Annotated in this window: 9 protein-coding genes and 1 riboswitch; all 9 genes read right to left on the bottom strand. The window is 56.5% G+C overall.

Annotation, left to right across the window (positions count from 1 at the left end; translation table 11 throughout):
- Window positions 1-8 precede the first annotated feature (8 nt).
- Window positions 9-668 carry a response regulator transcription factor gene (locus tag KA369_09080; GenBank protein MBP7736109.1) on the bottom strand — a complete coding sequence of 220 codons (660 nt, stop codon included), beginning with the start codon at window positions 666-668 and terminating at the stop codon, window positions 9-11.
- A complete protein-coding gene (locus KA369_09085) occupies window positions 661-5,664 on the bottom strand; it encodes a PAS domain S-box protein (protein MBP7736110.1) in 5,004 nt (1,667 codons plus the stop codon). The genes KA369_09080 and KA369_09085 overlap by 8 nt, the downstream gene beginning before the upstream one ends.
- Before the next feature lie 47 nt (window positions 5,665-5,711).
- Window positions 5,712-10,259, bottom strand: a complete 4,548-nt coding sequence (locus KA369_09090) for a PAS domain S-box protein (GenBank protein MBP7736111.1) — start codon at window positions 10,257-10,259, stop codon at window positions 5,712-5,714.
- A gap of 203 nt (window positions 10,260-10,462) precedes the next feature.
- Window positions 10,463-11,503 (bottom strand): nicotinate-nucleotide--dimethylbenzimidazole phosphoribosyltransferase, encoded by a 1,041-nt coding sequence (cobT, locus tag KA369_09095; GenBank protein MBP7736112.1) that lies wholly within the window; start codon window positions 11,501-11,503, stop codon window positions 10,463-10,465.
- Between the two features lie 204 nt (window positions 11,504-11,707).
- Entirely contained in the window at window positions 11,708-12,496 is a 789-nt protein-coding gene (cobS, locus tag KA369_09100) for an adenosylcobinamide-GDP ribazoletransferase (protein ID MBP7736113.1), read from the bottom strand.
- A 29-nt stretch (window positions 12,497-12,525) separates the two neighbouring features.
- Window positions 12,526-13,083, bottom strand: a complete 558-nt coding sequence (cobU, locus tag KA369_09105; protein MBP7736114.1) for a bifunctional adenosylcobinamide kinase/adenosylcobinamide-phosphate guanylyltransferase — start codon at window positions 13,081-13,083, stop codon at window positions 12,526-12,528.
- A gap of 94 nt (window positions 13,084-13,177) precedes the next feature.
- A riboswitch (cobalamin riboswitch) is annotated at window positions 13,178-13,376 on the bottom strand.
- An 81-nt stretch (window positions 13,377-13,457) separates the two neighbouring features.
- Complete coding sequence (locus tag KA369_09110) at window positions 13,458-13,607, bottom strand: hypothetical protein (protein ID MBP7736115.1); 150 nt, start codon at window positions 13,605-13,607, stop codon at window positions 13,458-13,460.
- 66 nt (window positions 13,608-13,673) lie between these two features.
- On the bottom strand, window positions 13,674-14,507 hold the full coding sequence (locus tag KA369_09115) for an MBL fold metallo-hydrolase (protein ID MBP7736116.1): 834 nt from the start codon (window positions 14,505-14,507) through the stop codon (window positions 13,674-13,676).
- 55 nt (window positions 14,508-14,562) lie between these two features.
- A complete protein-coding gene (locus KA369_09120) occupies window positions 14,563-15,390 on the bottom strand; it encodes an SDR family oxidoreductase (protein MBP7736117.1) in 828 nt (275 codons plus the stop codon).
- Window positions 15,391-15,438 lie beyond the last annotated feature (48 nt).

Consider the following 15,438-nt stretch of genomic DNA (forward strand, 5'->3'; position numbering starts at 1 on the left):
CGGGGATATCATACCTGTATGAGCCCCTCCCGCACGGCGTAGCGCACCAGGTCGGCGGTGCTGTCGGCCTTAATCTTGCGCATGATGTTGGCCCGGTGGACCTTCACGGTCTGCTCGGAAATACGCAGCATGGCGCCGATCTCCTTTCCCGTGTAACCCTCGGCGACGAGCTTGATGACCTCCTTTTCCCGCTCCGACAGGGACGGGAGGACGCCCTCCTTCGCTTCTGCCGGTACGGGGCGCGCCCCGGTCATGCCGTCAACAAGCATCTTGGTGATGTTCGGGTCAAGGTGAATGTTACCCCGGGACACCTCGTCGATGGCCCGCACCAGGTACTGGCTGGCGCTCTCCTTGAACAGGTAGCCCTCGACACCGAAGCCGAGGAGCTTGTTCACGTACTCCTCGTTGCCGTGCTGGGACAGGATGATGATCTTGATCCCGGGGTGATACTTCTTGAGCTGCCGGGCCACGTCGATGCCGGTCATCACCGGGAGCGAGATGTCGAGGATGACCACGTGGGGCTTGATCCGCTCGATCTCGTCCAGGGCGGTCCTGCCGTCACCGGCCTCGCCGACGACCCGGTAGCCGGGCACGGCCCCCAGGATGACCTTCAGGCCGTCCCTGAGCACGGCATGATCATCAACCAGATAAATGTTCACGCTATCCATGTCCACCCTCCGCCGGAATTGTTATGCTGATCCTGGTGCCGGAGCGGCCCGTATCGAGCTCGAAGGAGCCGTTCAGATGCTTGACGCGCTGCTTCATGTTGATGATACCGAAGCCGCCCTCGGCGCTTCTCGGCGCTCCGGGCTCGAACCCGCTGCCGTCATCGGCTATCTCCAGGACGAAGGCCCCGTCCCGCCGGCGCAGGTCCACCCTGGCCCGGCCTGCGCCGGAATGCCGCGCGATGTTCGAGCAGGATTCCTGGATGATGCGGTACAGGTCCATCTGCACCTCGATGGACAATTGCAGCTCCTCGTCAATAGTAACGTCGGCATCAATGCCCCGGTTCGCCAGAAAATTTTTCGTGTAGAGGCGCACCGCCGCCGCGAGTCCCAGGTCTTCCAGGACCGCGGGGTAGAGGTTCGAATACACCTCCCGGAGCTCCCTGCTGGCCAGGTCGATGAACTCCATGGCGGTATCGAAGCGGTCCATGTTCTTCTCCGGGTCCTGGTTGAAGGCGGCGAAATTGAGCTTCGCGGCGTTCATCATCTGGCTCACGCCGTCGTGGAGGTCCTTGGCCACCCGCTGCCGCTCCTGTTCCTGGAGGGTGATGATGTGACGGTTCAGCCGGAGGATCTCCTCTTCCGCGTTCTTACGGTCCGTGATATCGCGGTGGCTCCCGCGGCGGCCCAGGGCGCGGCCCTCCCGGCCGTACACCATCTGGCAGCGGTGCCCTATCCATCTGACAGCGCCGTCCCTGCGCACGATGCGGAAATCAAAACCCTGTGTTTCACAGGATATGTCGCCGGGATTGGCGAAATGGTCCCGGACGCGGTCCGCGTCTTCGGGATGCACCACGGACAGCATCAGGTCCGGGTTCGCGATGAACTCAGCCGGTGCGTACCCGGTGATCCGCTCGCAGGAGGGGGACATGTAGAGGATGCCGCCGTCCGAGCCGAACCAGAATTCCCAGTCGAAGGTGAAATCGGCCACGGTGCGATACCGCTCCTCGCTCAGCCGCACCAGGTATTCGGCCCGCTTCCGCTCAATGATGATATTGGCGTTGGTGAGAAACTCTGCAATGGTTTTTATGTCCTCGCCGGAATACTCCGATTCCTTGTTGGCCACGGCCCCCAAGGCCACGATCCTGCCGCTCCTGAAAACCGGCACCGAAGCGAGCCTGGTCAGCGGAACATGCCCCTCCGGGAGGCCGCGCTTGCCCGCGAAATCCACCCTGTAATCGTTAATCACCACCGCCCGGCGGCCCCGCACCGCCTCCGCCCATATGCCCGATTCGGCGATGTTGAAAACCAGGGGCTTGTTCCCCATGGCGCACCGGGCCATGGCGGCACGGGACCATGAGTAGACGCTCATTTCACTCTCATCGTCGTTGATGAAACCGTAGAAAGCGAAGGCGCTGCCGGTCAATTTCATCATTTCCTCGAGAATATAATCCGCCAGGATCTGGAGGTCCCGGTCCTGCTGCTTCGACAGGCCCCAGAGGGCCTCCAGGTTGCGTATGAGCCTGCTGCGGGACTCCTCGGCGAGCTTTCGCTCGGTGATATCCTGGCCTATGCCGATGAAACTTCCGTTGGTGAGCGCCACATTGGCCCACGCGGTGTAGAGGACCGTGTCGTATTTTGTTCGGGTCATGAATTCACCCCAGGTTCCCTTTCCATTCAGCATGAATTGCATCACCCCTGACCTGTACTCATGATCTGGATAGCACAACTCGAGGAGATTATTTTTTTTCATTTCGCCATAGGACCAGCCCAGCGTCTTCGTAAAGTATTGATTCATCCATATGAATTCTCCCCTCTCATTGAAATAGGCTATCATGACCGGAATATTATCGAGGATGGTCTGGAGTATCTCCTTCTGCCGGCGCAGGTCATCGTCGGCCATGAGCTTGGCCATGCTGATGGCGATGAAATCGACCAGACGCTCCAGCCACGCTATTTTCTCGGCCGTATAGAGGCCCTTCCGCCGGTCGTTGAATTGGAAGAGACCCAGCACAGTGTCCTTCACGCGGATCGGGATCAGCGCCACCGACTCGTATCCCTCGCCGTTGCAGCGGTTCCGGGTTCGCGCCTGGCGGTCCTCCTCCGTGGTGGTGGCCAGGAGCTCAGTGGTGCAGCTTGACCAGAAGCTCCCGCCGGGAGTGAAGAAGGGCTTCGACGGGTCGAAGCGGCCGCAGATGATGTTGCCGCACATGCAGTCCAGGACCGGGTTTCCGGACTCATCGCGACGCGCCCGGCCGTCCAGGTCGCGGGCGCAGAGGCTGTTCTCCGCCAGGACGAACTCCTCGGCAAAGCCTTTCGTTTCATAATAGGGGAAGTCTTCGCCGTCCCGGAGACGCACGCCCACGGCCTCGCACCCGACGATATTTTTGAGGTACAGGGTGAGGCCCTGGATCAGCTCCTTGACGCTTTCGGCCCGGTTGCACCGGCGGAGGAGCTCCCGCTCGATAGTGGTCGTCTCTTCGGCGATCTTCAGGTCCGTAATGTCTCCCACCGCCAGTATTATATTGTCCCGCCCTTCGATGGCGACCAGCTCCGCGTTGATGCTGAGCCAGCGCTTCTGAAGAGCGCCGTTTATCAGAAGGTCGGCTTCCACCTCCCTGTTGGTCACAGGCACGCCGCCGGCCAGCACGCTCTCGATGCTGTGCCGCAATGGGCACTGGGGGCATGAGGTGGAATATCCGCATCCCCGGGGGTCCTCCTGGCTGTGGATGCAGCCGATGCCGCCGCCGGCGCGCCGGCCTATGATTTCGGCGGGATCCCGCAGGACGATGGCCCCCGCCGTGGTATTGGCCTGGGTTATGACCAGGTCGGCGTCGAGAAGGAGCAGCCCCACCGGCGCCATGGAGAAGATCTTCAGGAAATTCTCATGCTCCTGCTTGAGCACGGCCTCGGCTCGCTTGCGCTCGGTGATATCAAGGATGAAGTTCAGGCTGCATCGTTTAGTTAAGATTTGAATTATTTCACTGGAAACGATACAATCCCGAATCTCGCCTTTTTTCATGCGGTATCGGGCTTCAAAATTCCTCACCCTGCCCCGCGTGATAAGTTCTTTTATATAACGGTCCCGTTCCCGTGTATCGATCCACACATCGACGTCAATGGAACTGCGGCCTACGACCTCATCCCTGTCAAAGCCGCTTACCGTGAGGAATGATTCATTGACATCGATGAAGATTCCCTCGTCGATCGTCTGGATGGTTACGGCTTCCGGAGTGGCCATGAAGGCCTTGGAAAATTTTTCTTCCGACAGCTTGAGCCGGTCCTCCATCTGCTTGCGCTTGGTTATGTCGATGCATATGCCGCCCATGCGCACCGCCGCTCCATGTTCGTCGTACACGCCCCTTCCCAGGGCGATTATCCATCTGACTACCCCGCCCGGCAGGATGACGCGGTACTCGTTATAGAGATCCTTCCGCTCCTCCAGGGTCCTGCTTATCTTCGCCTCCGCGGCTTCGAGGTCCTCCGGGTGGACCGTAGAACGCCACACATCAAAGGACGCCTCGGTCACTGATTCATCAAGGCCGAAGATTTCAAACATCTTCGACGACCAGACAAGCATCCCCGTGGGAATGTCCCAGTCCCAGGAGCCGGCGCCGGACGCGTTCATGGTAAGCTCCAGGCGCTCATTCATCTCACGGAGGTCAAGCTCGTTCTTCTTGCGCCCGGTGACGTCGCGGCTCACGATAACCACGGCCCGGACATCGGGATTTGCCAGCATGTTCTTCGCCGTTGAATCGATCCAGCGCCACGCGCCGTCTTTATGCCGGATCTGCAGCTCCATTTTAAATACAATTTCCGGATGTTTTATCACTTCCTTCCATGTGCGCCACACTTCATCCTGATAGTCGGGATGGACCATTTCAAAGGCGACCTGGCCGATCCGATCTTCGTCCGTATAGCCGTTGATTGCCGTATAGGAGGGGCTCCGGTATAAAACCTTCGCATGCGCGTCAGTGAAAATGATGCCATCATAGCTGTTCTCGACCACGGCCCGGAACCTGGCTTCACTTTTCCTCAATGATTTTTCAGCCTGTACGCGTTCAGCGATTTCATTCTCAAGCTTCCGGTTTGCCGCGGCGAGCTCAGCGGTCCGTTCCTCAACGCGCCGCTCCAGCTCGGCGTGGGCCAGGATGATGGCGTCCAGGGCCTGCTTCCGCTCGGTGATATCTTCCATCATGGTGTACAGGATCACTTGATCCTTCCACACATAGGAGGTGGAATTGAGGTTCATGTCGATAAGTACACCGTTCTTGCCGACAAGAACCGTCTCGAAATCCCTGAGATATCCCGTATCATGCAGTTGGGCTAAAACTCGTTCGCGGTCTTCGGGATCGGCATATAGATCCTTCGTCTTTAAAGCCTTCATTTCGTCCAGTGAATACCCCAGGATGGCGGTTAGGGCCGGATTACAATCCAGAATGTCACCGTCGAGCGTGGCAATGCCGATACCAACACGGGTATTTTCATAGAGAGCGCGATACCGCTCCTCGCTCTCAGCCAGCTCCTTGTTGGCCCTCCGCAGCTCCCCGGTGCGCTCCTCTACACGCTGTTCAAGCATATCGTGAGCGGCCCGCAGTTCAGCCTCGGCGCGTTTCCGTTCCCTGTCGATCCTGTGCATGTAGAGGGCCGTTTCGATTGACGCGCGCAGCTCCTGGTCCTGGACCGGCTTCACCAGATAGCCAAAGGGCATGGCCTGCTTGGCCCTGTCTATAGTCCCTGTTTCGGAGTAGGCGCTCACGAAAATGATCGCGGTACCGTGGTTTTCCCGGAGCTGTATCGCGGTTTCGATGCCATCCATGGGGCCCTTGAGCTTGATGTCCATGAGCGCCAGGACGGGCGGTTCCCGATCGGAGAGCATCAGGGCCTCGGCGCCGGTGCGCGCGGTCACCGTGCGGAATTCCCACCGGGAAACGATGCTCGCTATTTCAAGGGCGATGATTTCATCGTCTTCGACAACCATGATCAATTCACCGGCCATGGGGCGCCTCCTCTGATCTCCCTCTCATCCTGCACCTGCCATCTTCATCAAAAAACAATCTCGATCCTGGCCCCGCCCGCGTTGCCGGCGGCAATGGTCCCGTTGAGTTGCCGGGTCAGGGCCGTCACGATCTGCATCCCCAGCGATTTTTCCGCAGAGCTGATCAGGTCATCGGGGATGCCGGGACCATCGTCCTGGACCACAAGCCTGTGCCTTCCATCGCCTTCCGCGACAAAGCTTATTGAAAGCGTGCCGCGCCTGCCTTTGGGAAAAGCGTGCTTGAAAGAATTGGTGATGAGCTCGTTGAGGATGATCCCGCAGGGAATGGCCTGGTCGATGCCGAGATACACATCCCGCACGTCGAATTCGAGGGCGACCTGCTGCCGCTCCAGGCTGAAGGAATAGAGAAGGCGCTCGGCAATCTCACGGACATAACGGGAAAAATCGACCCTGGCCAGGTCGTCGGAGTGATAGATCTTTTCGTGCACCATGGCCATGGCCTGGATGCGGTTGCTGCTTTCCATGAATATGCCGCGATACCTGTCGTCGTCTATCTTGCGCGCCTGGAGCGATATGAGGCTGGAAACGACCTGCATGTTGTTCTTCACCCGGTGGTGCAGCTCCTTGATGAGCACTGTCTTTTCCTCCAGCGACTTCAGGAGCATCGCGTCGTTCCTGAGGCGGACCACGGCCATTGCGTAGATGCTCCCGAGGCGGCGGGCCATCTTCAGGTCATCCTCGGTGTAATCCCTCGCCGAATCGGCGAGGGCGATCTGCCCGACGAGGTCGCCCCCGTAGACAACCGGCACCGACAATAAGCGCGAAAACCGGGGAATGCCGCCGGCATCCTCCCCGGATGCGGGATGGCTCCCGGGATCGTTCGTGAAGAATTCGCGCCTTGTATTGAGGGAATGTCCAATGAGCCCGGGATACCGGCCATCGGCTCCCCTTTTTACGAGGACGGGCCTCTGCACTCCATTGATAGGAGGCGGGCCGAACATCCCCGTCAGGGCAATGCCGATACCGTCGCCGGTGTCCGGATCGATCTCCGAGACAAAACCGTGGTCGCTGTCGGAAAGGAGGCGGGCGTATTCCAGGACCATGTAGGCGGTTTCCGAAATGGAGTAGGACCGTGATATGATGGAGCCTGAAATGCCTGCCAGGGCCATGTTGATGGCCAGCTGGCCGTGGAGGTCGTCCTCCGATTTTTTCTTCTCCGTGATGTCCTCCCCCGAGCTCAGGGTGCCGGTGATCGCGCCGGAGGCATCCTTGATTACGGTATTGTGCCAGGCGATCAGGCGCTCTTCTCCGGAGGCGGTCACCACGGAATTTTCATAATATTCAACCGGTGAGATATCGCCCTTGATCAATCGATTAAAAACGTCCTTCATCTCTTCCCTGATTCTTTCATGAACGAACGTATCAAACCACTTTTTACCCATGATCTCCTCATAGGAATACCCGAGGATCTCGCATCCCTTGCGGTTGATAAGGGAGACTCTCTGATCGTCATCGATGGCAACGAACATGACCCCGGCGATATCAAGGTACTTCTGGGCGGTTTCCTTTTCTCTACGCAGTTCCCCGGAAACACGATACTGCTCCGTGATGTCCCGGGCGGCGGCATAGATATGGATACCGTCGGGAGAAGCGGAGCGCCATTCGATCCAGCGGTAGGTTCCGTCGATTCTCCGGTACCTGTTTATGAAATTCAGGACATCCTTTTTCCGGGACAGATCCGCTGTCGCAGCCAGGGTTCCCGCCAGGTCATCGGGATGGACGAAATCGAGGAACCGCCTGCCTTCAAGGTCCTCCAGGCGGTACCCGAGGGCATTTTCCCATTCCGGGTTGATCCGCAGGAAATACCCTTCCGTATTGGCAATGCAGAGCAGATCGAGGTTGACGTTGAAATAGCGATTCAGCTCTTCCGTTTTTTCCAGAAGGGCCTTCTCGGCCCGCTTGCGGTCGGTTATATCGTTGAAGATAGCGACAAACATGTTGCCGCCCCGGGGATAGGCCCGTGTTTCATACCAGCGGTCCAGCTGCTCCACATAGTTCTCAAACACTTCAGCTGTTCCTGACCTGACCACCCTGCCATAGGACTCGATCCAGAATGAATCGATGCCGGGTATGACTTCCCGGACCGTTTTGCCGATGACATCCCTGAGGCCGGTGAGATTCTCGAATGCGGGGTTAACCTCGATGAACCGGTAATCCACGGGGTTGCCCCGGTCATCTAATATCATTTCGTGGAGGGCAAAGCCGCTGGATATCTCCGTGAAGAGCCGGCGGTACTTATCCTCGCTATCCCGAAGGTCCTTCTCGGCTTTTTTCCAGTCGGTAATGTCCACGGCGATCGAAAGGAGCCGCTTTTTACCGCCGATAGTGATATGATCGCCGCAAAAGATGACCTGCCGGGGGCCTCCCTCCCTGGGATAGACCGTAAGGTCCACACCGCTGGCTATGCCGTATTTTCTGACGATTTCCGTGTAATGCTCCCGGTCCTCGAGACGCACATACCCCGTGTCCAGGGTTTTTCTCCCTATCAGCTCCTCACGGGTGAAACCCGACTGTTCAACAAACTGGCTGTTCACATCGATGATGGTGCCGTCCTCGACGCTGGTTATGCTCATCAGAACGGGGGCGTTCATGAAGGCCTTGGCGAACTTTTCCTCGCTCTCCCGCAGGGCCTCCACGGCTTCCCTGCGTTCCGTGATATCCACGATAATTCCGTCATAGGCATAGAGCCTGCCGGCGGCGTCATGATAGGGCACCGGGGTGTTCCTCACCCAACGGACGGCGCCGTCCTTCCGGTAAATTCGATGTTCAATGGGCCACGGGCGGTTCTCCTTCAACAGATCCTCAACCTGTTCCCGCACGGCCTGACGGTCATCGGCATGGACCATGTTGATCCATAGATAGGGATCATCGTTGAGCTCGCGGGCGGTGTAGCCTGTCACGGCCAGACAGGCGCTCCCGTGGACAGTCCCGACCGGCCTGCCTCCCTCGATGGCTACCGTGAAAATATAATCCGTTATGGATTCCGTTATGCGCCTATATCGCTCCTCGCTCTCCCGCAAGGCTTCCTCGGCACGCCTGCGGTCCGTTATGTCAATGGCTGATTTGATAATGCACGGCATACCGCGGATGGTAACGGGCACGGCGGAATAGAGAACCGTGAGGATAGCGCCGCCCTTATTGCGGATCTCGATCTGGCAATCATGCACCGTGGCCCCGCGGTTGATCTCTTCGTGGATCCTGCGCTCCTGCCCGGATTCAATCCACAGGCCGAGGTCATCGGAGGAGCGTCCTATCACCTCCTCCCGGGCATATCCCGTCAGGGCAAGAAACTCATCATTTACATCGATATACCTGCCGTCATGGGCCCCGGACAACGCGATCGACATGGGCGAAAGATGAAAGATCTTGGAAAACCGTTCCTCGCTCTCCCGGAGAGCCTCTTCACCGCGCTTGCGCTCGGTGACGTCGATGAATTGACCCAGGAGGCATTTGAGGTCGTCGATGATGATCGGCATCGCGGCTATATCGGCATAGAAGACAGAGCCGTCCTTCCTGCGGCAGGGCAATTCCCTTGAGATCTGGTATTTTTTTTCCATAAGGGCGCTGAACTCGCCATGGATTCTTTCCAGATCTTCGGCCGGGTGGATGTCATCAACACCCCGGGCAAGCATTTCTTCGCATTCGTATCCGAACATGGCGCAGGCGGACGGATTGGCGAAGACGAAGCGCCGGTTTTCAAGATCGGCGGCGATAACACCAACGGACGAATTCTCAATAAGGGTCCTGAACCTGGCTTCGCTCATGGCCAGCTCGAACTGGGACCGGTACAGGTCATTGTTCGTTCTCTCCATTTCCTCCATGGAGGCCTGGAGCTCCTCGTTCACGGCGTCGAGCTCTTCATTTGAGGCCGCAAGAGCCTCCACCTGATTCTCCAGGTTGTTCATAATGGGATTGCTGATCCGTCCGATGGCAATGACGCCGGCAAGGATTATCAGCAGGGAAACGGCGACTATGATGATGCCGCTCCTGATGTAGGGGGCGCGGAATTCGGCCATGTCGATCTTTGCCACCACCCCCATGTTCCGCCCTGTTATATGCTCATAGGCTGCCAGCACGGTCCTGCCATGGTAATCCTTTCCCGTCATGGTTCCGGACTTCCCCTCCAGGGCCCGGCGCATCGGCTCCGCCAGGCCGGAATATATTCCTATTGTTTTTGGATGCTCGGCACGGCCATAATGCCTGAGCGCCGCAATAAAGCGGATCTTATCCTTATCCAGAAACGCGATAGTGAGCTCCATTTTTCTTTTATGGCGCTCATAGTTCCGGATGGCGTCCACGATTCCTTCCGTGGAAGGAATGACCTGGCCGGCCGGCCACGCTTCAGCGCCCCCATCACGCCCCGGATACGGCCTTGGCTCAAGAAGATGGGCCAGAAGCTTGGCGGCATCCGCAAGGTGGATCCTTGTTTCTTCAATGGATGTTTTATACAGGAGGATATTGGAAAAGATGCTGCCGCACAACACAAGGGCGGACATGATCAGGATGATATAGATGATTCGTTTGCGCTCTTCCATGGTTTTACATTTTTTTTGATAAATAAACACACCCGGAACGATACCACTTTAGTACATTATACTTTTTATGTAGAGCTTATCAGAATCAATCCCCCGAACTATACTTTTATATTATCATTTTCCGGAAAAAACGGCATTTTTTCTCTGACACAAAAGAAGAATAATAAAATACATGACGACTGTCAATGTAAAAAACCGAAGATTCACATGCCGATGTCTTTGAAGGTGCCCATTTCGTTGATGATCTTCACCGCCGCCTCGATGACATGGAAGGCCAGGGCCGCCCCGGTCCCCTCGCCCAGTCGCATGTCCAGGGCCAGCATGGGCGGCAGCTCAAGGATACGGCTGATGGCGGCCACGCCCGGCTCCGCACTGGCGTGGGAGGTGATCATGAAGTCACGGGCGCCGGGATGCATCTTCACCGCGGCCACTGCCGCCGCACCGGCGATGAAGCCGTCGATGACGATGGGCCTGCGGCGGGCCGCGGCGGCGAGATAACACCCGCAAAGGCCCGCCATATCGAAACCGCCCACCTTGGAGAGCACGTCAACCGGGTCGGCCGGATCGGGCCGGTTCAGCTCCACGGCCCTGCGGATAATCTCCTTTTTTCGGCTGAGGCCCTCGTCGGTAAGGCCGGCGCCGCGGCCCACGATCTCGTCAAGGCCCCCGGCGCCGAAGGCGTAGAGCACCGCGCTGGCCGTGGTGGTGTTGCCGATGCCGATCTCGCCGGTGCCCAGTATGTCCGCCCCTTCGTCCACGGCGGCGTTCGCGATCTCGATGCCGGTCTCGATGGCGCGCAGTGCCTCGTCATGGCCCATGGCCGCTCCCCTGGCCATGTTCGACGTCATCCTGCGGATCTTCCTGTTTATAACGCGGCTGTCCTTAACATCGCCTTCCAGGCCGAGGTCGACGACCTTCAGGTCCGCGCCGGCGTGGCGGGCAAGAACTGACACGCCGGAAATCCCCTTTACCATGGTTTCCGCCACGAGGGTGCTGATCTCCCTCGGGAAGGAGCTGACCTTCTCCTCGGTTATGCCGTTATCTCCGGCCATGACCAGTATGGTCTTTTTTCCTATGGGAGCACCGACGGTCCCGGTGATTCCGGCGAGCTTTATTGCGATATCCTCAAGACAGCCCAGGCTCCCGGGAGGCTTGAGCAGGCTGTCAAGGCGCTCCCTGGCCATCCGCATCGCGTCGATGTCAGGGGGACTGATCTTTTTAAGGGTCGATTCTAGTAATGACATTGTTATTCCTTGGATTTAGTTTAACGGATCCCAGCAACTATAGATTATACCCCCCCTGTCCCCCGTAGGGGGCACGAGGGAAATGCCTTGCCTTTGATATTCGATATATTTCGATTGAAAGTAATGCTATTATCCATTGATTTTCTGATTCATGCCCCCCCTGGGGGACAGGGGGCTTGAAGTAATTTGTGATAATTTTAATGATTACAATAATTTCATATGCTGGAGGGAATATAATTTATCCAGGATGATTACCGAAAAAAGAAACATCAATTCAGAAAGCTCGATGACGGCGCCGATAACATCGCCGGTGACGCCGCCGATCCGGAACTTCATATACAGGACCAGTATCAACGTGAAAGCTATGACTATCAGCGCCAGGGGCACAATGGCCAGCTTCAGCAGCAGGACCCCGATGACAACGGCCAGGGTCGTTGAAATTATGATCTCGATGAGACCGGTGTTCCGAACCAAGCCCGCGGCCATGGTTTTATCATCCTTGCGCGCGTACGGTGAGAGGCCGGCGCTCCACGCGATGGTCATCCGCGACAGGACAGGCATGGCCGCAAGGCATGGTACGATGTATCGATCCGGGAGCGATGCCAGCATGACATATTTCAGCATCAGCGCCAGGACCAGGCCGATGGCGCCGCCGGTGCCCAGTCGGGAATCCTTCATGATTTCCAGCACCCGGCTCCTGTCGCGGTAGCTGAAAATGCCATCGAAGGTATCGGCAAGGCCGTCAAGGTGAAGGCCGCCGGTTACGGTAATTTCCGCCGCCATGGCGAGAAGCAGGGCCAGCGGCCGCTTGTCCATGAACCCGAAAAGGAGATAGACGCAGACCGATACCAGGCCGATAAGAAGGCCTATCGCGGGAGCGAAAACCGAGCCGGCGGCAAAGGCCCGATCGGAATATTCGATCTTCACCGGCACCGGTATCCGGGTCAGGAACTGCAGGTTAAGAACAAAACCGTTCACATAATCCTTAATCATACATCGTTACCATATAATCGGGCTGCGATTTATTTTATCTTCATCGGAATGCCTGACACCAGGAAATACGCCTCGTCGGCGAACCTGGCTATCATCTGGTTCATCTTGCCCGCGATATCGCGGTAATATCTGCCCAGCGGTGCCGGCGGCACCAGACCCAGGCCTACTTCGTTGGATACCAAGAGGGCATCTCCCCGTAAGCCCTTCGCCATTTCGAGAAATGCCGTTATTTCCTTTCGAATAACATCCTCGATGGCGTCCGCCGCTTCAATGCCGGCTCTGTCCCAATCCACGCCGGCGTCGAGGACCATGAAATTGGACACCATGATGGTGACGCAGTCAAGAAGGATATGGTCCCGGGCCGGCAGTTCCTTGCCCAGGGTCCGGACCAGGTCGCGGTAGCATTCCACGGTCTTCCACGCCGGATTGCGCCGGGACCGGTGACGGGCGATGCGGTCCTTCATTTCGTCGTCAAAGCCGATGCCCGTGGCGACATACAGGACATTGTCCTTTCCGGCCAGCAGGGACTCGGCAAAGCTGCTCTTGCCGCTGCGGGCGCCCCCGGTTATGAATATGATTCTTCCCATGTTATTGTCTCTGTTTAACAAAAATCCCCGGACCAGCGGCCCGGGGATTCCCTTGTTTCCTCGAGGAGTCGCGCTGCCCCGGTAACACGCGAGCGGGGCGGCGATTCGCACAGGCAGGTCTTCTGGCTCCCGGATCATCCTACAACCGCGCCTTCCCGCCTTTCGGCAGTGGCTCAATGCGGTCTTCGTCCCCGGATACAGCGGCGGGCCCGCACCCGATTCACACGGGTTTCCCTATTATCCCCGGAACGGATCGATTTTCCGGCCGGGGTACCGGTGCATTCAAATATGATACTCCAGAGGAATATAGTAGCGGTGTTTTGACAAGAAGAAAAGGTGAAAAATATTCAGAGTATTCAGCTCTTAAATTAACATCAAACAGGCTCCCTGCGCGCCTGTTCCAGCAAACCCAGCACTCTCCGGTGTTCCGGGCCATTTTCGCGCCACACATAGCAGGTATTGACCAGGGTTCCCATCAGGGCTTTCACAATATGTGGATTATCGATGATAAGATGGAGGTCCATAGGCTTTTGCGCTCTTATTGAAAAGACACCCTGGATTGCGGCTGAAGTCGGCTGAGACCACACTGGTCAATCATACCACTGGGGAGCGAGATTATATCTCCCCGGGATCCGGTGGTCATGGCACCCGATCATTTCAATTGACGGTTCCTGCGTCATGAGATCATGGAGCTTGCCGATCGTTATGTCAGCCTGGTCTTTTTCATGGACGAGCTTTTTCATCAATTTCGATTTCGGCGCCCTGTTTTCCAGGTTCTCGGGAAAATAGAAAGAGTCACCACCCAGCAGAAATTTTCTCCCGGAAGGCATGGTAAGAATCAAACCCATAAGACCATTGGTATGGCCCGGAAGGTCAACCAGCGTGAAATTGCCGTCACCGAATACATCATAGGACGCCGGGAATCCGAGGAACGGCTTGCCGGGATCCGCGGATACCAGCCGTTTACGCAATTCAGGCCTGTCATACTGCTCCCGAATATAGGCATGGCGATGAGAGTCCGGGGCAGTGGCGGACTCCCATTCCCTTTTTCCGATAATGAATTCCGCGTGAGGGAAATCGAGCATTCCACCGGCATGGTCCCAGTGTAGGTGGGACAGGATTACATGCTTCACGGATTGCGGATCAAATCCGAGCCCGGGAAGCTGACGCGCGATCGGATCGCTTGCCGGGTCGAATTTTGTTTTCATGATAAATTTACTGAAAATCCAGTTTTGACGATACTTCATGGGCTTCATTTCATCATGAATCCTCTCGCCCAAACCGGTATCGAATAGCACCAGCTCTCCCTTTCTCTCAATCAGGAAACCGAGAATGGGGAAACGGACCGATTTCCAGGGCGCCCCCGAGACAAAGAGACCCCTGGGAACCGAACCATAAGCGGTTGAGAGAAGATACAGTTTCATATATTACTCCTTAAGATTTAGCAAATAAACATTCCATGCTATTTATTCGATACACCTACATTTTTTTCATGATGATACTATCCAGCGCTGAATCGGAGAATAGTTTAAGCAGTTGAATAAACCTGTATTGCAGCTGATTTTCAGTAACAAGATACCGGGTCCTGGGTTTTTCAGAGGTGATCGCTTCAAATACTTTTACCGCCACCTCTTCAGGCCCTATCCCCTTCTCTTTCGCTGCAATGATCTCGTGCTCGATCTTTTTCTTGTTCGCATCATAGAAGACCGATCCCTCGAACTGTTTGATTCTTTCATCGGTGTCTTTCTGCCAGAGGGGTGTTTTTATCAATCCCGGTTCAATAACAATTACCTTCACCCCATGGGGTATCAACTCCCTGCGCAGGGAATCGGACCACCCTTCAATGGCATGCTTGCTCGCCGCGTAAGGTCCTGAAAACTGCATAGCCAGGAAGCCGGCCGCGCTTGAGATATTGATAATTCTTCCTTTTGACTCCAGCAATAAGGGAAAAAAGTGCCGTGTCATCCTCTGTGTCCCGAACAAGTTTATCCCGAATTGCTGTTCAAATCGCACCTGGGGGAAATCCATCAGGGGTCCGGGAAAGAAAACGCCTGCATTGTTAATGAGCGCATACAAGCCGGTTTGCTGTTTTTGTATGAACGCAACCGCCATAATAACATCAGCGTCATTGGTAGTATCGATTTTAATCGTTCTAACATTATCGTTTTTCCCGAATTGCGACAATCCCTTTTCATCGACATCCGTCGCGTAAACGCCCCACCCGTTCCCGGAAAGATGTTCAGTGATCGCTTTGCCGATTCCTGAAGCCGCCCCGGTCACGAGGACCCATTTTCTTGCAGTTGTCATTACTCCTCCTACCTTGATGCTTATATCTGACAATCAATATGATCGTTC

Source organism: Spirochaetota bacterium (genome assembly GCA_017999915.1).
Classification (GTDB): domain Bacteria; phylum Spirochaetota; class UBA4802; order UBA4802; family UBA5550; genus RBG-16-49-21.